This window comes from Streptomyces blastmyceticus (assembly GCF_039521185.1).
GTDB lineage: Bacteria > Actinomycetota > Actinomycetes > Streptomycetales > Streptomycetaceae > Streptomyces > Streptomyces blastmyceticus.
Genome location: NZ_BAAABW010000026.1, coordinates 600,594 through 619,529, shown reverse-complemented (window position 1 = coordinate 619,529; position 18,936 = coordinate 600,594). Strand labels below are relative to the sequence as shown.

16 protein-coding genes are annotated in these 18,936 nt (G+C 72.5%); 8 read left to right on the top strand and 8 right to left on the bottom strand.

All coding sequences use genetic code 11. From position 1 onward, the window contains the following. Positions 1-13 precede the first annotated feature (13 nt). Together ABD269_RS25125 and ABD269_RS25120 are read left to right on the top strand one after the other, a co-directional pair. On the top strand, positions 14-415 hold the full coding sequence (locus ABD269_RS25125) for an effector-associated constant component EACC1 (RefSeq protein WP_344121268.1): 402 nt from the start codon (positions 14-16) through the stop codon (positions 413-415). After that, entirely contained in the window at positions 412-4,956 is a 4,545-nt protein-coding gene (locus tag ABD269_RS25120) for a caspase, EACC1-associated type (protein ID WP_344121266.1), read from the top strand. The genes ABD269_RS25125 and ABD269_RS25120 overlap by 4 nt, the downstream gene beginning before the upstream one ends. 18 nt (positions 4,957-4,974) lie before the next feature. On the opposite strand, the gene ABD269_RS25115 is transcribed toward ABD269_RS25120, so the two are convergent. Then, positions 4,975-5,799 carry a ZIP family metal transporter gene (locus ABD269_RS25115; RefSeq protein WP_344121264.1) on the bottom strand — a complete coding sequence of 275 codons (825 nt, stop codon included), beginning with the start codon at positions 5,797-5,799 and terminating at the stop codon, positions 4,975-4,977. Between the two features lie 279 nt (positions 5,800-6,078). Between ABD269_RS25115 and ABD269_RS25110 the strand changes: the two genes are divergently transcribed. Next, positions 6,079-7,035: an NHL repeat-containing protein gene (locus ABD269_RS25110; RefSeq protein ID WP_344121262.1), complete on the top strand. Its 957-nt coding sequence runs from the start codon at positions 6,079-6,081 to the stop codon at positions 7,033-7,035. A gap of 27 nt (positions 7,036-7,062) precedes the next feature. Here ABD269_RS25110 and ABD269_RS25105 read toward each other — a convergent pair whose 3' ends face one another. After that, positions 7,063-7,950 (bottom strand): MBL fold metallo-hydrolase, encoded by an 888-nt coding sequence (locus ABD269_RS25105; RefSeq protein WP_344121260.1) that lies wholly within the window; start codon positions 7,948-7,950, stop codon positions 7,063-7,065. A gap of 195 nt (positions 7,951-8,145) precedes the next feature. On the opposite strand from ABD269_RS25105, the gene ABD269_RS25100 reads away from it, so the two are divergent. Continuing rightward, positions 8,146-9,360 carry an RNA-guided endonuclease InsQ/TnpB family protein gene (locus ABD269_RS25100; protein WP_344121258.1) on the top strand — a complete coding sequence of 405 codons (1,215 nt, stop codon included), beginning with the start codon at positions 8,146-8,148 and terminating at the stop codon, positions 9,358-9,360. Between the two features lie 48 nt (positions 9,361-9,408). Beyond that, a complete protein-coding gene (locus tag ABD269_RS25095) occupies positions 9,409-9,606 on the top strand; it encodes a hypothetical protein (RefSeq protein WP_344121256.1) in 198 nt (65 codons plus the stop codon). A 100-nt stretch (positions 9,607-9,706) separates the two neighbouring features. Here ABD269_RS25095 and ABD269_RS25090 read toward each other — a convergent pair whose 3' ends face one another. Beyond that, positions 9,707-10,153, bottom strand: a complete 447-nt coding sequence (locus tag ABD269_RS25090) for a nitroreductase family deazaflavin-dependent oxidoreductase (protein WP_344121254.1) — start codon at positions 10,151-10,153, stop codon at positions 9,707-9,709. Positions 10,154-10,382: 229 nt separating this feature from the next. Between ABD269_RS25090 and ABD269_RS25085 the strand changes: the two genes are divergently transcribed. Then, on the top strand, positions 10,383-11,240 hold the full coding sequence (locus ABD269_RS25085) for a maleylpyruvate isomerase N-terminal domain-containing protein (protein ID WP_344121252.1): 858 nt from the start codon (positions 10,383-10,385) through the stop codon (positions 11,238-11,240). On the opposite strand, the gene ABD269_RS25080 is transcribed toward ABD269_RS25085, so the two are convergent. The 5 genes from ABD269_RS25080 to ABD269_RS25060 form a co-directional block, all read right to left on the bottom strand. After that, positions 11,241-11,942 (bottom strand): YoaK family protein, encoded by a 702-nt coding sequence (locus tag ABD269_RS25080; RefSeq protein ID WP_344121250.1) that lies wholly within the window; start codon positions 11,940-11,942, stop codon positions 11,241-11,243. It lies immediately after the preceding gene. A gap of 9 nt (positions 11,943-11,951) precedes the next feature. Next, positions 11,952-12,884, bottom strand: a complete 933-nt coding sequence (locus ABD269_RS25075; RefSeq protein ID WP_344121248.1) for a DUF5996 family protein — start codon at positions 12,882-12,884, stop codon at positions 11,952-11,954. Positions 12,885-12,972: 88 nt separating this feature from the next. Next, positions 12,973-14,145: an anhydro-N-acetylmuramic acid kinase gene (locus tag ABD269_RS25070; protein WP_344121246.1), complete on the bottom strand. Its 1,173-nt coding sequence runs from the start codon at positions 14,143-14,145 to the stop codon at positions 12,973-12,975. Between the two features lie 20 nt (positions 14,146-14,165). Then, positions 14,166-15,467: an MFS transporter gene (locus ABD269_RS25065; RefSeq protein ID WP_344121244.1), complete on the bottom strand. Its 1,302-nt coding sequence runs from the start codon at positions 15,465-15,467 to the stop codon at positions 14,166-14,168. 98 nt (positions 15,468-15,565) lie between these two features. After that, positions 15,566-17,551: an APC family permease gene (locus ABD269_RS25060; RefSeq protein ID WP_425572988.1), complete on the bottom strand. Its 1,986-nt coding sequence runs from the start codon at positions 17,549-17,551 to the stop codon at positions 15,566-15,568. A gap of 409 nt (positions 17,552-17,960) precedes the next feature. On the opposite strand from ABD269_RS25060, the gene ABD269_RS25055 reads away from it, so the two are divergent. Together ABD269_RS25055 and ABD269_RS35525 are read left to right on the top strand one after the other, a co-directional pair. Then, positions 17,961-18,773 (top strand): SDR family NAD(P)-dependent oxidoreductase, encoded by an 813-nt coding sequence (locus tag ABD269_RS25055; RefSeq protein WP_344121240.1) that lies wholly within the window; start codon positions 17,961-17,963, stop codon positions 18,771-18,773. A 37-nt stretch (positions 18,774-18,810) separates the two neighbouring features. Next, entirely contained in the window at positions 18,811-18,885 is a 75-nt protein-coding gene (locus tag ABD269_RS35525; RefSeq protein WP_486387818.1) for a 50S ribosomal protein bL37, read from the top strand. Positions 18,886-18,936 lie beyond the last annotated feature (51 nt).

Here is an 18,936-nt window from a genome sequence, read left to right as displayed (position 1 = left end):
TACGCTCACTCGCATGCAGGTGACCATCACCGTGGAGAGCGTGAACGGCCCCGCGGGGCCGGATGACTTGAGGCACTGGCTCGTCGGACAGCCGGGGCTGCGAGGGAGGATCCACCGGCAGGTGGACGCGCCCGCGCCGGGGACCATGGGGGCCGCCGGGGACGTGGTGCTTGCGGTGCTCGAACCGGGCGGCGTGGCCGCCGCGTTCGCCGGGGCCGTGGTCGCCTGGGTGCGGACGCGCCGTGGCACGCAGACGGTGACGGTCACCAGACCCGACGGCACCCGCTTCACCCTCAGCACCACCCAGGTCAAGGGGCTCGACGCCCGGCAGGCGGCCGAGCTGGCCGAGCGGCTGGCCGCCACCCTGGAGGGCCGCGCCGAAGTGCCGCCGCCCTCCACCCCGTCGGCGCCGTGACGGGCGACGCGGCCGTGACCCCCGCGAACGGCCTGGCCGCGCCGGGCACCCGGGCCGTCCTCGTCGGAACCGGCCGGCACGCGCCCGGATCGGCGCTCCCCGACCTGCCCGGCGTGGACACGACGCTCGACGACCTGGCCCGCGCCCTGCGCGACGTGTGCGGAATGCCCGAGGAACGCATCCACCGGGTGCCCGCCGACGCCACGGCCGACGACGTGATCGGCGCCGTGGAAGCGGCGGTCGCCGAAGCCACCGGCACCGTGCTGTTCTGCTACACGGGACACGGTCTGCTCGGACCCGGCGACGAGCTCCATCTCGCCACCCGCGCCACACCGGCAGAGGACAGGATCGCCCACAGCGTGCCGTACAACGTCGTCAAGGGACTGCTCGGCGGCGCCGAGGGCGGCAGCGTGGTGGTGCTCGACTGCTGCTTCTCCGGGCGCGCCGCGGCCCCCGGCGGCCTCCGCGGCGTCTACGACTCGGCCTTCCCCGACGGCAGCTTCCTGCTCACCTCCGCCTCGGGCTTCGCCGTCTCCTACGCACCGGAGGGGGAGCGGCACACCCTGTTCGGCGGCCGGCTGCTGCGGCTGCTGGAGGAGGGCGATCCGTCCGGCCCGCCCCTGCTGACGCTGGACCACGTCCACGCCTGCCTCGACCGGGAGTTCCGGGACGGCCCGGTGCGCCCGCACCGGCGGAGCGAGGGCACCCTCGGCGCACTCGTCGTCGCGCCGAACCGCGCGTACCGCCCGGACCTCCCGGCGCCCGCGCTGCCACCCGCCGACGTGCCCTGCCCGTACCCCGGCATGGAGCCCTTCCGGGCCGAGGACCACACCCACTTCTTCGGCCGCGAAGAGGCCACCGAGCGGCTCCTGGACGCCGTCTGCGACCCGGCGGCCGACGGGCACCCGCTCGTCCTCGTCGGCGCCTCCGGCGTGGGAAAGTCCTCGCTGCTGCGCGCCGGTCTGCTCGCGGGGCTGGAGCGCCGGGACGGAGCCGGCCGCCCCGGCGCGCCCTGGCCCGCCCTGCTGCTGCCCGCTCCCGGCCCGCACCCGCTGCGGGCACTCGCCGAACGCTGGTCCCAGGCCACCGGGCGCCCGGCGGACGAGATCCACCGGGCGCTCTCCTCAGGAGCGGAACTCCCCGCACCGCTCCCGGGATTCGCGACCTGCCGACTGCTGGTCGTGGACCAGTTCGAGGAGACCTTCACCCGCTGCACGGACCCGGAGGAACGCACCCGTTTCGTACGCCTGCTGTGCGCCACCGGCGGCGCGGGCCCCCGTGTCGTCCTCGGGCTGCGTGCCGACCACTACGGCAGCTGCCTGGCCCACCCGGAGCTCGTACGGGCCCTGGAGCGCGGCCAGTTCACCGTCCCGCCCATGGGCGAGGAGGCCCTGCGGGCCGCCGTCGAACGGCCCGCCACCGGCGCCGGACTCGCGCTGGAGGACGGCCTCACCGACCGGCTCATGGCGGATCTGCGGCAGGACGCCGGACCGGACGGCCCCGCGGGCGAGGCACCGGAGGCCACCGCGCTGCCGTTCCTCGCCCACGCCCTCCGCGAGACCTGGCTGCGCCGCTCCGGCGCCGTCCTCACCCTGGCCGGCTACCAGGCGACCGGCGGCATCCGGGAGTCCGTCGCCACCACCACCGAAGCCCTCTACCAGCAACTGGACGAACCCGCCCGCAGGGCCCTGCGGGAACTCCTCCTGCGCATGATCCAGTTGACCGCGAGCGCCGAGGCCGTACGCCGCCGGGTCGACCTTCCCGGTCTGCTCGCCGACCGTACGGAGAAGGACCGGCGGCTCATCACGGACGTGCGCGACCGCCTCGCCGCCGCCCGCCTGGTCACCGCCGACCAGGACGGCACCCAGATATCCCACGAGGCACTGCTGCGCGCCTGGCCTCGGCTGCGCTCGTGGATCCGCGAGGCGAGGTCCGAACTCCTCGACCACCAGCAGCTCTCCGAGGCCGCGACGGCCTGGGAGGAACACGCCCGGGACCCCGGCTACCTCTACACCGGCAGCCGCCTGGAGCGGATCCGGCCCTGGCTGACCACAGAGAACACAGGCGCGCGCATCGCGCTCACCGCGACGGAACGGGCCTTCGCCGAGGCCGGGGTGAGAGCGGCGCGGATCCGGCGGCGGCGCCGCGTGGCGTACGCCGTCGTGGCGGCCTGTCTGGCGTTGCTGCTCACGGGGGTCGGTACCTTCGCCGTCATCGAGCGGGGGAGGTCGCAGCAGCGGGCGGCGATGCTGGACTCCAAGCTGATTGCCGCGCAGGCGGAGGCCATGCGTACGCAGGATCCGGCGGCGGCGCTCGATCTGAGCCTCGCGGCGTACGGTGCGGCGCATACGGTCGAGGCGCGGACGAGTCTGCTGCGGAGCGCGACGGCGCCGGTGTCGCTGACGCTGAGCGGGCACACGGACGGGGTCGTGACCGTGGCGTTCCACAAGGACGGCAAGGTACTGGCGAGTTCGTCCATGGACGGCACCGTGCGGCTGTGGGACACCGCCGACCCGTACCATCCGGTTCCGGGACCCGTGCTCAGCACCGACAGGCCGGCGGCCATCGCCTGGCGCCCCGACGGCCGTTACCTCGTCGGGGCCACTCGCGAGGCCCTCTTCGTCTGGGACGCGTCCGACGCTCTCCATCCACGGCAGGTGGCACGGGTACCGGCCGGGCGGGGCGGCATCAGCGCCGGGGTGGCCTTCAGCCCGGACGGCCGTACCTTTGCGGTGCCCGGTCACCACGGGCGGGTGTGGCTGTGGGACGTGAGCGATCCCGCCCACCCGGCGTCGACCGAGCTCCAGGTCGCCGAGGACCGGATCGTCGCGAGAGCGGCCTACAGTCCGGACGGCCGTGTCCTCGCCGCGTCGGTGGACGACAAGAGCCTGCGGCTGTGGGACACCGGCGAGCCGCGAACGCTCAAGCCGCTCGCCACGGTGAAGGACGCCGCTGTCGAGTCCCTGGCCTTCCGGCCCGGCGGGCGACTGCTGGCCGGGGGAGGGGTGCACAGTTTGAAGGTGTGGGACACGACGGACCCGAAGCACCCTCGCGACCAGGGGGAGGGCTATGGATACAGCCTTTCCACCGGGTACTACCACTCCCTCGCCTTCAGCCCCGACGGTAAGTACGTGGCGGCAGCCGCCGAGGAGGACGAGGCGGTTCACACCTTCGCGTTTCGCGACGGCAGCAGTCGTCCCGACCTGAGCGGCAAGGTGCCGGGCGGCAAGGCGTTGGCCGTCGCCTATCAAACCGACGGCCGGGGCGTGGCGGTCGGCGACCGGACCGGACACATCACCCTGCGCGAGCCTCCGCCGCGGTCCGTTCCGGGGACGGTCCCGGAGCCCGGGGACGCACCGGGCGATGCCTACGATCCACACGCGCGCTACGTAGTGACAGAGGGCGGGTACAACGACAAGAGTCCGGTGAGGATCTGGGAAACCGGTGCCTCGGACCGGGCACCGAGGAAGGTCGCCCAGCTGCCGCAGCGGTGGGAACAGGCCGTGTTCGTCGGGGGCGGCCGGTTTCTGCTCAGCCGGACCCGGGACCAGACCCGGCTGAAGCTGTGGCACTTCGACGATGGTCACGTGCGATCAGGGTATGAGTTCGTGCTGCGCGGCCGAGGGGGAGACGAAAGCCCACCAGTGATCGGCATGAGCCGCGACGGAACCCTGCTCGCCTTGCGCGGACCGTCCGAGAACGTGATCGGGATGTGGGACATCCGGAACATCGACCGTCCTCAACGGGTCGGGCAGGTGCCCTGGCCCAAGAACGGCGGCCGGAACGTGGCCGGTTTCATGGGGCCGCGCGTGCTGGTGCTGATGACCCCATCGGCAACCCAGCTCTGGGACGTACGCGACCCCCGGCATCCGTGCCTCGCGGACACGGTGACGGGAGGGCCGAAGTCAGCGGTCGGTGCCGACGGGCGCTACTTCCTCATCGGCGACGCCAAGAAGGCGAAGGGGACCGGGCAGCAGGCCATGCCCGTATGGGCCCTGGCGGACGACGGCGCGGCGCGTCCGGCCGCCTCGATCCCGGCGAGACAGCAGGACCTGTCAGCGCCGGCCCTCACCTCCGGCCGCACTCTGGCATCCCTTTCCGCGGACGGACGGCCGATGCTGTGGGACTTGCGGAATCCGCAGCAGCACGGCGTCCCGCTGCCGGGTCCCGCCTCCAAGTTGCAGTATCTGAAGGCCTCTTCGGAGCGGAGGTTGCTGGTGGCTTCGAACAGCGGCAACAGCTTCGGGGTGTGGCGCGTCTCCGACCCGGACGGTGCCCGGCCGGGCGGCGACGACGAACTGCTCGCACTGTCCGGCGGGACGGAGGACGTGAAGATCCGTGGTGTAGGCCCTGTCGGCGATCTCTTTGTGGAAACGACAGGAGAAAGTCCCCTCAAGGCCTTCGGCATCGGCACTCTCGTCGTGAGCACCGACTTCGACCGGCTCACCCGCACCCTGTGCTCCGTCCGCCGCGCACCGATGCCGGACAAGCAGTGGAAAGAACTGCTGCCCGGCGTCGGGCACCGCGACGCCTGCGGGTGAGGCGCGCCTGAGTGGGCGTCAGGCCCCCGCCGCCGTGATGACGGCGTCCGTGGCGAAGCCGAGGAGCAGGCCGAGGAGGACGCACCACGTGGTGAGTTGCTTCATGGCCGCCTTGCGGGCGACGGCGAGCAGCTCGATGACGACGTAGAGGATGGAGCCGGCGGCCAGGCCGAGGAAGGCGATCGAGAGCGTGTCGTCGACCAGGTGCTGGCCGACCAGGGTGCCCACGAACGTCGGGCCGCCGCCGATCAGGCCGAGCCACAACAGGGTGAGCCAGGAGGGGCGTTCGCCCTCGGCGGCCAGTGGGGCGACGATGCCGAAGCCCTCGGTCGCGTTGTGCAGGCCGAAGCCGATGATGAGCAGCACGGCGAGGGAGATGTCGCCCTTGGCCGCGGAGTTGCCGATGGCCAGGCCCTCAGCGAAGTTGTGCAGGCCGATGCCGGTGGCGATCATCAGGGCCAGCTCGCCCGCCTGGGTGCGGGGCTTGCGCGCGGGCTCGGCGACGGCGGCGCCGGGGCCGTCCGGGCGGGACGCGGCGGCGCGGCGGCGTGCGGTCCAGGCGTCGTAGGAGACGAGCCCGGCCAGGCCGATGGTGAGCCCGAGGGCCAGGACGGCCCCGCCGGAGGCGACGGTGCCCCAGCTGTGGTCGCCCAGGGCGTGGTCGACCGGCTCCCAGGCGTGGGTGAGGACGTCCCAGACCAGGAAGATCAGGATGCCGATCGCGGTGGCGTTCAGTCCGGCCTTGAGGCGGGGGGTGGGGCGGCGCAGGCGGCCTATGGGAAGCCCCAGGTAGATGGTGAAGCCTGCGATGGCGCCGAGCAGGGCGATGTTCGAGCTGGACATGGGGGGACTCCGTGGTGGAGAGAGCGGAGAAGTGGGGGGAGGTGAGCGATGACATTAAGCCAAGTAAGGCTTGCCTAACAATTCCCCGGTCGTGAATTTGAGAAAGCCGTTACTTTGCAGGTCGCGGCGTTATCAGTGCCGTCCGCCGGTGGCAACCCGGCTCTGCTGTCCATCACCGAGGTGTTCGACCTGGCTTGATCTCGACGGTGGCGATCATATAGTTCCGAACAACTGGCGCACATCCGGCCCCAGTTGGCTCCCGAAAGGAACTGCCCCGTCATGAAGCGCGTACGCAGAGCGGTCTTCGCCGCAGGTCTGGTGTCTGCATTACTGGTCGGTGGTTCGCAGATACCGGCGGCCGCATCCCAGGCGTCGGGCTCCAGGGCCCTCGGGGCGTGCGCGGAGCAGGCGCGCGTCGAGGTGTTCCGGGAGGGCGGCATACCGCTGGTCGACTGGCGGGAGAACCTGGAGTTCGACGGGCGCGGCACGCTCTGGGTCTCGCACCTCAACAAGAACCGGGTCGAGGGGTACGCCCCCGACGGCACGCTCAGGACCAGCTTTCCCGTCAGCGGCCCCGGCGGGATCCGGCGTGGCCCGGACGGGATGATGTACGTCGACTTCGGTGTGAACCCGCTGACATCGTGGGCCACGGGCGGCGGCGTCATGCGGTTCGACCCGACCGCAGCCACGCCGAAGGCCGAAAAGGTCGTGGACGGGGTCTCCGGCGTCAACGGCCTGGCCATCGACGCCGAAGGCAACCTCTACGTCAGCCGCGAGCTGGCCACCGGCATCCTCAAGTTCCGGCCGGACGGCACGAAGGACGAGGAGTGGACGCGGGCGGCGGACGTCTTCGGCACCAACGGCCTGGAGATCGTCGGTGACACGCTCTACGCGAGCGTCATCAGCAACACCACGTCCCCGGTCGTACGCGTCCCCCTGAAGGATCCGGCCGCCCACACGACGGTCACCGAGCTCAGCCCCAACCCCCTGAAGGCCAAGCTCCTCGACGATCTCACGTACTTCGAGGGCAAGTTGGTGGTCGCGAGCTTCCGCGACGGCGAACTCATCCAGGTGGACCCGGCCACCGGCCGCTCCTGCACCCTGGTGACCGGCCTGCACACGCCCACCAGCGTCCGGGTCGCCCGCGGCTTTGGCGCCCACGACCCACGGCACGAGCTGTTCGTGTCCGAGGCATCGGGGCGCATCGTGAAGGTGACGGTGAACGGAGCTTCCTGAGCGCGGCGGGGCCATTGCCGCCTTGCTTCACCAGCGCGTCGCCGTGAAGTCGACCGGGCGGGGCCGCAGTTGCTGTGCGCGCGACGTCAGTTGTCGCATTCGGCGGGCCATGTCGTCGGCCGGGAGGTGCCGGCGGTCGCCGTGGCCCGGTAGGAGCCATTCGAAGCGGAGGTGGGGGGCGGTCCGGGCCAGGGAGGCGGCCAGTTCCTCGATGGAGTACCAGGTGACGTTGTCGACCACTTCGATGTCCTGGGTCGTCCGTGACCAGTGGAAGCTGTCGCCGCTGAAGCAGTAGCGCTCGTCCGCGACGTAGAGGACGCTCCCGCGCGTGTGCCCGGGGAGGGGGTGGGCGACCACGCCGTCGGCGATCAGGGCCGGGTCGGTGCCGCGGAGCACGCGGTCGGCGTCGGGGGCGGCGTCGAGGTCGCCCTCGTGGATCCACAGCCGGGCGCCGAAGCGGTCGGCGTAGCGGCGGCCGTGCGCGGCGTGGTCGCGGTGGGTGAGCAGGACGTCGGTGACGGGCCCCAGTGCCTCGTAGCGCGCGGCCAGTGGGGTGCTCCAGCGCGGTGTGTCGATCATCATCGTCGTGCCGTCGGGGCGGCGCAGCAGATAGGAGTTGGCCCCGGCGGTGTGCGTGGAGTTGTGCCCGCACAGGAGCACCGTGTCGTCCAGGGCCATCGGGAAGGGGTCCAGCGCCGGGTCCAGCCGCCCGGCCGGCGGGTGGATCGACCGGGTGGGGCAGGCGTGCGCCGCGGCGTGGAACTTGCGGATCTCGTCCCGTCCGCTCGGTTGGCGCAGGACGACCGAGCGGCCGTCCGCCTCGCCGATCAGGCCGGGGGCGAGCTGCCGGGCGACGTCGCAGTTCGTGCACCGCTCGTCCACACGCCAGCCGCCCTCGAACCGTTCGTCACCCATCGCCCGACTCCCTCATGCGCCGCGGCCGCCGGCCGGCCGGCCACCCTCAGGGGTATCGCGCGCCGGGCGGAAAAGGGAACAGGGCCCGGGCCTTGTGCTTGCGCGGGGGCGCTGCTCTCGGGGGTTGCCTCAAGGGCCCCGGCCGTCCTCGGTGATGTATAGGATCGAGCTGCGCTCGAGCCGAAGGGGGGGCCGGTGATCCGTACGTACAAGTTCCTCATGCGGCCCACCGTGGGCCAGGCGATCGCGCTTTGCGAGATGCTGGCCGATCACTGCTCCCTCTGCAACGGCGCGTTGCAGGAGCGCCGGGACGCCTACCGGCACACATCGAAGATGAGCATCAAGTACGGGCAGCAGTCCGCGCAGCTCAAGGAGATCCGGGCGTTCGACCCGGAGCGTCAGGGCCGCTGGTCGTTCTCTTCCCAGCAGGCGACGTTGCGCCGCCTGGACAAGGCGTTCGCCGCGTTCTTCCGCCGGGTCAAGTCCGGGGAGAAGCCGGGCTATCCCCGGTTCCGGGGCGTAAGCTGGTTTGACACGGTCGACTTCCCCAGGGACGGGGACGGCTGCCGTTGGGATGCTACCCCGCACGACCCTGTCACCCGGGTCCGCTTCCAGGGTGTGGGGCATGTCAAGGTCAACCAGCACCGGCCGGTGGTCGACAAGGTCAAGACCGTCTCGGTCAAGCGCGAGGGCCGCAAGTGGTTCGTCGTGCTGACCACCGAACAGGACCAGCCCGAGCCGCTGCCCAAGACGGGCAGCGTGGTCGGGATCGACCTCGGCATAGCCTCGTTCCTCACCACTTCCCACGGTGAGCACGTCGAGAACCCGCGCCACGCCCGTAAGGCCGCCGCCAGGCTGGAGGCCGCGCAGCGGTCACTGAGCCGCTTCCCGCGCCGCAAGGCCAAGCACCGCACCCGCAACCACCAGCGAGCCGTCGAGAAAGTCTCGGCCCTGCACGGGAAGGTGCGCCGTCAGCGGCTCGACCACGCCCACAAGACCGCGCTCGGCCTGGTCCGTGAGCACGACTTCATCGCTCACGAGGACCTCAGGATCCGCAACATGAGCACGGCCCCCGCCCCCAGGCCCGACCCCGGGACGCCAGGCGCGTTTTTGCCGAATGGGGCCGCCGCGAAGGCTGGGCTCAACCGCTCGATAGCCGACGCCGGTTGGGGGGTGTTCCTGACGATCCTGCACGCCAAGGCTGAAAGCGCCGGACGGGAAGTGATCGCCGTGGACCCCCGCAACACTTCCCGCGAGTGTCCCGAATGCGGGCATGTCGCGAAGGAGAACCGGCCCACACAGGAGAAGTTCCACTGCGTCTCGTGCGGCCACCGGGCCCACGCCGACACAGTCGGAGCAACCAATGTTCTACGGGCCGGGCTGGTCCGTCGCGACGCCAACCAGGCATAGCGAGAAGCCACCCCGTTTACGGGGAGGAGGAGTCACGGTGTTCATCAAGTGGGGCGGGGCGGCCGGAGGGCCGAGGTCCTGCCCGTCGCCGCCGGTGTGCGCGCCCTTCAGGGGCTGGCGTACTTCCATAACGACGGCCTGGGGCGCGGCATCGCCGTCCTGGTCGTGTGGATCATCGCCTGCGCGGGGCTGCTCCACCTGCGCGACGCCCGCGACGCCCGCAAGCGGACCGCTCCCGCCTCCTGAGCCCGGGGCGCCGGCCGGGCGGGCGCCACCGGGGCGGAGGCGAGCCACCGCCCCGGATCCCGGGGACCGCCGGCACGCCGACAGGCGCGCGAGCCCGCGGTCAGTGGCCGGCCGGTGTCGCTTCCAGGACGAAGACCGGGATCTCGCGTTCCGTCCTCTTCTGGTAGTCGGCGTAGTCGGGGTAGGCCGCGACCGCGCGCTCCCACCACAGGGACTTCTCCTCGCCCGTGACCTCACGGGCCGTCATGTCCTGCCGCACGGGCCCGTCCTGGAGTTCCACGCGCGGGTCGGCCACGATGTTGTGGTACCAGACAGGGTGCTTGGGGGCGCCGCCCAGGGAGGCGACCACGGCATAACTGCCCTCGTGCTCCACCCGCATCAGCGGCGTCTTGCGGATCTTGCCGCTCTTCGCGCCCCGGGTGGTGAGGAGGATGACGGGCATGCCCCTTATCGTCGTCCCCTGCGTGCCGCCCGAGCTCTCGTACAGCTCGACCTGTTCGCGTGCCCGTTGATCCGGGCTCGGTTGGTACTCACCCTCAAGAGGCATGCTGCCCATCCCGTCTGGTGAAGTCTCACATCGGTCTCACGTCGCGTCGCACGCAGCCGGGGCGACCGCCCCGTAGCTCGGCTCAACAACCGGATCGGCTGCCATCATCCCCGGCGGCCGCGCCCGGCGCAGCAGGGCCACGCCGCGGTCGACGGGAACGCGCCGACGCCTTCCGTCGCCGGGTCCCCGGCGGTAGCCTGCGGGCCCGTCCGCCGTCAGGGGGTGTCCCGTGGGCGCAGCCGTTGGCCGCGACCCCGTCGCCGAGCACGAGAGGACCCGCGCCGCGCTGCGCGCCGCCGTCCCGCGCCTGGCCCGGCTGCTGCGCGACGTCCCGGACGGGGGCGCGCCCTCCGGTGTGCCGGTGTGGACGGTGGGCGACGTCGGCGCGCACCTCCGTGCCGTGTATCTGGCGTACAGCTCCGCCTTCACGGGGGAGTTCGACGGGTGGGACGCCGTACTGCCGCCGGGCGGCGGCACGTTCATCGAGCGGATCACGGCCGTGAACGCCAAGTCGATCGTCTTCTTCGGCGAGGACGGGTGCGGCGGGTCCGGTGACTTCGTCGCCGAGCGGGGCGAGACGTTCCTGAGGGTCACCGAAGGGCTCGCCCCGGACACCCCCGTCACGACCCCCTGGTACGGGGAGGGCGTCGTGCTCACGCTCGCGGCCGTCACCGGGCTGCTGCTCGGCGAGACCCTCGTCCACGGCCTCGACATCGCCCGCGGCGCCCGGCTCCCGTGGGCGATCGGGGCGGACGAGGCCCGTCTGGTGATCGGTCAGGCGTTCCCCGCGATGATGCCGCTCGCCCTGGACACGGCGAAGGCGCGCGGGGTCCGCATCGCGTTCGACGTCGCGGTCAAGGGCGGTCCGCGGCTGGCCGTCGTCGTCGAGGACGGGGCGGCGACGGTGACCCGCGACGCCCCGCCGCGCGCCTACGACTGCCGGATCACCGCGGCGCCGACCGCGTTCCTGCTGATCGCCTTCCGGCGCACACCGCTGTGGAAGGCGATCGCGCGCGGCCGGATACGGGCCGGTGGCCGCAGACCGTGGCTCGCCATCCGCCTCACGGAGCTCGTCGCCAGTCCCTGACTACGCGGAGGGCCGCAAGGGCGGCGGCTCACCCAGGGCGGCCGTCACCACGACGAGCAGCACCACCGCGGCCGCCAGCGCCTGCGGGGCGCCCGCATGCAGGAAGAGGGCACCGCCGCACAGCGCCCCGACGAACATGGTGGACAGGGAGACGACACGGCGTACGGTCGCGGGGCCCGGCTCGTCGGCGATCAGGCCGGTGACGGTGCGGGTCAGCACGGTGGTCGTCAGGTCGGGGATGCCGAGCGTGCGCACGACCGCGTTCTGCATGCCCATCCCGCAGCCCAGCAGCGCGATGAGCGCGGCCCGTGCCGGGACCGTCCGATGACCCGCCGTCAGAGCGACCACCAGGGCCGCCGCGACGAGGGCGGCGTGGACGCCGGTGATGGCGGTGAACAGCCGCCCGGTCCGCCGGACCCGCCGCCCCAGCCGCCCGACCGTCCACGCACCCGCCATGAACGCGCCGAAGGCGAGAGCGGACGCCCGGGCCGACAGATTCCCGGCCCCGGCCAGGGCGAAGCCGAGGAAGACGACGTTGCCGGTCATGTTGGCCACGAAGACATGGTGCAGGCCGAGATAGCTGACGGCGTCCACGAAGCCGGTGACGAGCGTGAGCAGGACCAGCGCGACCGGCAGGGCACCGTGCTCGTTGCCGCCGCCGGGGAACAGCCGGTCGGCCGCGCCCTCCAGCACCCTTCTCATGACGCCCCGTCAGGCGAGGGGGTCGGTGACGCCCCCGGGGCAGGCGAGGTGTTCGGCGTCCCAGCCCGCGAGGCGGGCCGCTGCCTGGTAGACCGACTCGTAGAAGTCGAGCACCTGCTGCCGGGCGTCGGGCTCACCGCGCACGTCGTCGTAGGCCAGCGTGGCGAGATGACTGCCGCGCTGCTCGTTCCACCGCGCCGCCGCCGCCGGCCGCAGCGGCCGGTCGGCCAGACCGGCGGGCTCCGGCGCGGCGTACGAGTAGAAGGCGGGGGCGGGGAAGGTGTCGTCGCCGAACCAGAAGCCCGCGCTGATGACCTCCCGCGAGTACGCCTCCCGGGTCACCGGGTCGACCTCCCGTGGCTGGTCGATCCTGCGGTCGGAGAAGCGCGTGACCGCGATGTCGAACGTGTGCCAGAAGTGATGCACCGGGCTGATCTTACCGGAGTAGCGGGACGAGAACTCCTCCAGCACCAGGTTCACTTGGCTGAGCACCTGCCAGTACCGGTTGACCCAGAAGGGGTCGTACGCGGCGTGCTCGGTGTCCTCGGTGAAGGGCCGCCGCACATCGGGCAGGTCGAACGGGTGCGGATGCTCGACGCTCACCTCGGCCCCGATCGCGCGCAGCGCCTCCTGCGTCCGGTGGTGGAAGTCGGCCACGGACCGCCCGATCAGGGAGAACGACTGCTCGCTGCCGTCCAGGGCGCGCACGATCAGCCGGTGGGCGACGAAATCGAAGTCGATCGTGAAGACCGGATTGCCGTCCACGAGCCCCATCGGGCGCGTGGTGATGCCGGACCCCGTGACATGGAACGGGACGTTCCACCAGTGGTTGCGCCGTACGCTCCCGGCCAGCCGGATCTTCCCGACGACCTGCGCGAAGCGGTGCAGCGTCTCCTTCGAAGCCTTCCATTCCGCCAGCGGAACCGGTGGAAAGATCTCCACGCCACCTCACTCCTCGCGCTCGCCCGGGGCTCCGACGCTAGGCGACCGCCGGGGCCGCCGCATCCCGTACGGAGTCGTCCGCGAACCGTCACCCGGGGCCCGGCGCCAGGCGGAGGCGGGCCGGCGGTGGTCCGGGCGGGGGCGCGGGGAGGCGCAGGGGCGCGGCGCCGGGGGTGAGGGAGCCGAGGACGCGGGCGTGCCGGGCCCCCGTGCACGCCGGGACCGAGCCCGGCAGCCCGTGCGCGCTCAGGAAGCCCAGCACCGCGAACGCGTACGCCTCCTTGGCCGCCGACGGCATGCCCAGCTCGTCGGAGGTGCGCACCGCGACCCCGGGCAGCGCCGCCCCCAGCATGCCCATCAGCGTCGGATTGCGCGTGCCGCCGCCGGAGGCGACGACCTCCGTGCCCCGGCACGCCCGGACCGCGTCGGCCACGGTGCGCGCCGTGAGCGCGGTGACGGTGGCCACGAGGTCCTCCGCGGGGAGCGGCCCGAGCCCCGCCGAGGCACCGAGCAGATACGGCAGGTGGAAGAGCTCCTTGCCGGTGGTCTTCGGCGCGGGCCGCGCGTAGTACGGCTCGGCGAGCAGCCGGTCCAGGAGCGGGCGGTGCACGGTGCCGCGCGCCGCCAGAGCGCCGCCGGTGTCGAAGGAGCGACGGCCACCGGTGACATGGCCGACGGCCGCGTCGATCAGCGCGTTGCCGGGCCCCGTGTCGTACGCGCAACTGCCCTCCGCCACCGTGATGTTGGCGATGCCGCCGAGGTTCAGGGCGACCGGGCGGCCCGGCCGGTCGCGCAGCCACATGGTGTCGACGAGGGCGACCAGCGGTGCGCCCTGGCCGCCCGCCGCCACATCGCGGGAGCGGAAGTCCGAGACGACCGGCAGCCCCGTGCGTTCGGCGATCCACGCCGGCCCGCCGATCTGCAGCGTGCCGTGGACGCGGCCGCCCTCCGCCCAGTGGAAGATGGTCTGGCCGTGCGAGGCGACGAGGTCCGCGCGCCCGGCGCACAGTTCGCGGTCGGCGCGGGCGGCGACCTCGGCGAACGCCCGGCCGATCCCGGTGTCCAGGCGGCACACCGCCTCCAACGTGGTGGGTGCCGGGGGCAGCGCGGCGGCGAGCTCCGCGCGCAGCCCCTCGTCGTACGCCTGGCCGACCGTGCCCAGCGGCGTCAGGCGCAGCGTGTCGCCCTCGATCCACAGGTCGGCCGCCGCGGCGTCGACGGCGTCGTACGACGTGCCCGACATCAGGCCGATCACCCGCATGGCCGCACCCGTCCCCTTCGTCAGTCGCGCAGCGCGCGCCGGTGGTCGTCGGCGCGCAGCGTCAGCAGCGTCGCACCGCTGACGGCGCAGGTCGCCATGGCGTAGTACGCGGGGATGTCGGCGTCGGCGGTGCGGTCGACCAGCTCGGTGACGATGAGTCCGGCGCAGCCGGAGAAGACGGCGTTCGCCAGGGAGTAGGCCAGCCCCAGGCCCGTGCAGCGCACCCGGGCGGGGAACATCTCCGCCAGCATCGCGGGCCCCGGCCCGGCCATGAGCCCGACGACCGCCCCCGCGAGGAGCACCGCGAGGCCCCTGACCACGGGCGGTGTGCCCGCGCCCTGGACGGCCCTGAGCAGGGGGAAGGCGAGGAGCACGACCAGCCCCGCCCCTGTCACCATGACCGGGCGGCGCCCGACGCGGTCGCTCAGCGCCCCCGCGGGGAGGATGGACAGCGCGAACCCGAGGTTGGCCAGGAAGGCGGCGGTCAGCGCCTCCCGGAAGGTGGCGCCGAGCGTGTGCTGGAGATAGCCCGGCAGGACCACAAGGAAGGTGTATCCGGCCGCCGACCAGCCCATGATCCGCCCGATGCCCAGTGCGACGGCCCGGAGCACCTCGCGCGGCGCCGCCACCGGCACCGATTCCGCGCGGCCGGGCGCCGGCGCCGTCTCGTCGAGCCGCAGCCGGAGCCACAGCGCCGCCAGGCCCAGCGGCAGGGCCAGCAGGAACGGCACCCGCCACCCCCAGTCGTACAGGGCCCGCTCGCCCAGGACCGCCGCGGCCCCGGCGGCCAGTGCCGTCCCGGCGAGCAGGCCGAGCGCGACCGTGAACGACTGCCACGCCCCGTACAGCCCACGCTTCCCGCGCGGGGCGGACTCCGTCATCAGCGACACCGCGCCCCCGAACTCCCCGCCCGCGGACAGGCCTTGGAGCACGCGCACCAGGGTGAGCGCCCAGGGGGCGGCGGCTCCGAGCGTGGCGCGGGTGGGCAGCAGCCCGATCGCGGTGGTGGCGACGGTCATCAGCAGCAGCGCCAGGACGAGCGCGGGCCGCCGGCCGAGCCGGTCCCCGGCCCGCCCGAACAGCGCCGCGCCGACCGGCCGGAAGAAGAAGGCCAGCGCGAACGACGCGTACGTCCTGATCAGGCCCTCGGTGCCGCTCCCCGTGCCGCCGCCGAAGAATTCGGTGGCGATGACCGTGGCGAAGCAGCCGTACACCCCGAACTCGTACCACTCGATGAAGTTGCCCACCGAGCCCGCGAGGAGGGTGCGCCGCGCCCGCGTCCGGCGGACGGTGTCGAGGTCGTCGGCGGTCAGTACGGACACGGCGGAGTCCTTCCCGACGAGGACGAGAGGGTGCCCTGACAGGTGTAGCAGCCGGGGGCAGCGCGGTCACCGGCTGTTCCGTACGGACCGGTCCCGCCTCAGTCGCGGGCGGCGGGCCGGCCGTGGTGCGGCTGGGGCTCGCCGCGGCGGACCGCGCCGGGGGCCCGGGCCGCGGGGTGGTCGGCCTTCGCCGACGAGGTGAGCTGCCAGGGGACGCTGGTGACCATGACGCCGGGGGTGAAGAGCAGCCGGCTCTTGAGCCACAGCGCGGACTGGTTGTGGAGCAGCTGCTCCCACCAGTGACCCACGACGTACTCCGGGATGTAGACGCAGACCACCTCGCGCGGGCTCGACCGCCGGATGGAGCGGATGTACTCCACGACCGGCCGGGTGATCTCGCGGTAGGGGGAGTCGATCACCTTCAGCGGGATGTCGGTGTCGAGGGCCTCCCACTGCTGCTGCAGGAGGGCGGTCTCCTCGCGGTCGACGGCGACCGTGAGCGCCTCCAGCTCGTCCGGCCGGAAGGCGCGGGCATAGGCCAGGGCACGCAGCGTCGGCTTGTGCAGGGTGGAGATCAGCACGACCGCCAACACCCTTGAGGGGCGTACGAGTTCCTTCCTGGGGTCGTCGACCGCCAGCTCGGCGGCGACGGTGTCGTAGTGGCGGCGGATGCCCCGCATCGTCACCCACAGCACGATCGCGGCGACCACCGCCAGCCACGCGCCCTGGGTGAACTTGGTGGCCAGCACGATCACCAGCACCAGCCCGGTGACCACGGCGCCGACCGCGTTGATGACCCGGGCCACCTGGCCGCGCCGACGCGCCTCCGCGTCCGTGGTCCCGGTGCGCAGCTCACGGTTCCAGTGCCGGACCATGCCGGTCTGCGACAGCGTGAAGGAGGTGAAGACGCCCAGGATGTAGAGGTGGATGAGGCTGGTGACATCGGCCTTGAAGAACCACAGCAGCAGGCCCGCGGCGATGGCCAGGGCGAGGATGCCGTTGGAGAAGGCCAGCCGGTCGCCGCGGCTGTGCAGCTGCCGAGGCAGATAGCGGTGCTGGGCCAGGATGGAGCCGAGCAGCGGGAAGCCGTTGAACGCGGTGTTCGCCGCGAGGATCAGCACCAGGGCCGTCGCGGCCTGGACGAAGTAGAACCCGACGCTGTGCTCGCCGCCGAAGACGGCCGCCGCAAGCTGGGCGATGACGGTCCGTTGGGTGTACGAGGCGCAGTCGCCCGGCAGCCCGGTGAGCCGGCAGGAGTCACCGGTGATGTGCACCTTGGTGATCAGCGCGAGCGTGGTCACGCCGACGAACATCACCACCGCGATGGTGCCCATGATGCTCATGGTGCTCGCGGCGTTCTTCGACTTGGGCTTGCGGAACGCCGGGACGCCGTTGGAGATCGCCTCCACACCCGTCAGCGCCGTACAGCCGCTGGAGAAGGCCCGCAGGCACAGCATGATCAGGGCGAAGCCCGCGAGACCGGCGTCCGCGGGCTTCGCCGCGACGCCGAACGAGGCGCTCTCGGAGAGCGGCGCGTGCCCGAGCAGATAGCGCAGCAGCCCGGTCCCCACCATGATCAGCACGCCGGTGATGAAGAGGTAGGTGGGGGCGGCGAAGGCCCGCCCGGACTCGCGCATGCCCCGCAGGTTCACCCCGGTCAGCAGGGCGACGAAGCAGACCGCCATCAGCACCCGGTGCTCCGCGAGGCCGGGCACCGCCGAGATGATGTTGTCCACGCCCGAGGCGACCGAGACCGCCACCGTCATCACATAATCGACCAGCAGGGACGCGGCGACCACCAGCCCGGCCGAGGCGCCGAGGTTGGTCGAGACGACCTCGTAGGAACCGCCGCCGCTGGGATAGGCGTGCACCACCTGCCGGTAGGAGAGCACCACCACGGCCATCAGCGCCACGACCGCGGCCGCGATCCACGGCGTGAAGTGCAGATAGGCCAGGCCGCCGAGGGTGAGCACCAGGAGGATCTCCTGTGTGGCGTAGGCCACCGACGACAGGGGGTCCGACGCGAAGATCGGCAGCGCCAGGCGCTTGGGGAGGAGCGTCTCGTGCAGCTCTTCGCTGCGCATGGCGCGGCCGATGGCCAGCCGTTTGAGGAGCGCCGTCACGTTGATCACGGTGCGAGCGTATGCCGTTTATGTGGTGGTTTTGCCGTATGGCGTGGTGTGTCCGGCCGTGTACGCCGCCCGAACACCCGGCCGGGACCATCAGGGCCGCGTCAGGAAAGCGGCCGGGTCGTTGAAACCGGCGGCCCCCGCTCGTTTGATGATTGATGTGAACAGCCCTCTGCGCCACGACGACCGGCCGCCTCATACGGCGTCGCCGAGTCCTGCGCGCTGTTCGCTCCCGGTGCTGTAAGCGCACCGGAGTCTCCCGGCGCGGCCCTTCGGCCAAGCGAAGGCCGTGCCGCCAAGCCATCTCTTCCACCGGCAGACCGCCACCCGGCGGAGCGCTGCCGACATCCCGGAGTGGATCACCATGTCTTCTGTCGTCCCGTCAGCCTCCCGGACCGTCCTGGTCACCGGCGCCACCTCCGGCATCGGCTGGGAGACCGCCCGATTGCTCGCCGGGCAGGGCTGCACGGTCATCGTGCACGCGCCCGACGCCGCGTCAGGGCGGGAAGCGGTCGACCGGATGACGGCCACCGGCGCCGACGCCGCGCGCCTGCGGCTCGCCGTCGCGGACTTCTCCCGGCTGGACGAGGTGCGGGGCATGGCCGCGCGCGTCGCCGACGAGCACCCCGCGCTGGACGTCCTGGTCAACAACGCCGCGGTCGTCGCCCCCGAGCGCCGCACCATGACCACCGACGGCAACGAACTCTCCCTCCAGGTCAACTTCCTGGCCGCCTATCTCCTCACCCACGAGCTGGCGGGCGCCCTGTCCGCACGGCCCGGCGGCCGCGTCGTCAACGTGTCCTCCTCCATGCACCGGACCGCCTCCATCTCCTGGAGCGACCCCCACCGCGCCAAGCGCTACTCCCGGCTCGCCGCCTACGCCCAGTCCCAGCTCGCGCTGACCATCTTCGCGAGGGAAACGGCGCCCTGGACCTCCGTCAGCGTGCACCCCGGCGTGTGTGACACCGCCCTGCTGCCGCTGTACGCGCACGCGGGCGACTCCGCCGCCGAGGGCGCCGAGCGCGTGGTGCGCCTGTGCGACCCGGCGACCGAGCTCGTGCCCGGCGCCTACTACGACCGCACCGCCCTCTCCCCGGCCGCCCCGGTGGCCCTGGAGGAGCGCACGGTCCGCCGCCTGTGCAAGCTCGCCGACCAGCTGGTCGCCAGGACCGCCTGACCCCCCGTCACCCGCACGGACGAAAAGGAGGGCGTACATGTCCAAGCGCGCCCGCAAGAAGAAGGCCCGCCGCAAGAAAAAGGCCAACCACGGCAGAAAAGCCTGCGTCTGACGGTAGGTCACCACAGATCGGCGGCGGTGCGGAGCCAGGGGGATGGCTCCG

Coding starts and splice junctions, on each gene's coding strand:
- ABD269_RS25110 (WP_344121262.1), top strand. CDS start 6,079: ATGAAGCGCGTACGCAGAGCGGTCTTCGCCGCAGGTCTGGTGTCTGCA.
- ABD269_RS25070 (WP_344121246.1), bottom strand. CDS start 14,145: ATGCGGGTGATCGGCCTGATGTCGGGCACGTCGTACGACGCCGTCGAC.
- ABD269_RS25080 (WP_344121250.1), bottom strand. CDS start 11,942: ATGAGAAGGGTGCTGGAGGGCGCGGCCGACCGGCTGTTCCCCGGCGGC.
- ABD269_RS25090 (WP_344121254.1), bottom strand. CDS start 10,153: ATGCCTCTTGAGGGTGAGTACCAACCGAGCCCGGATCAACGGGCACGC.
- ABD269_RS25115 (WP_344121264.1), bottom strand. CDS start 5,799: ATGTCCAGCTCGAACATCGCCCTGCTCGGCGCCATCGCAGGCTTCACC.
- ABD269_RS25105 (WP_344121260.1), bottom strand. CDS start 7,950: ATGGGTGACGAACGGTTCGAGGGCGGCTGGCGTGTGGACGAGCGGTGC.
- ABD269_RS25060 (WP_425572988.1), bottom strand. CDS start 17,551: ATGCGCAGCGAAGAGCTGCACGAGACGCTCCTCCCCAAGCGCCTGGCG.
- ABD269_RS25055 (WP_344121240.1), top strand. CDS start 17,961: ATGTCTTCTGTCGTCCCGTCAGCCTCCCGGACCGTCCTGGTCACCGGC.
- ABD269_RS25125 (WP_344121268.1), top strand. CDS start 14: ATGCAGGTGACCATCACCGTGGAGAGCGTGAACGGCCCCGCGGGGCCG.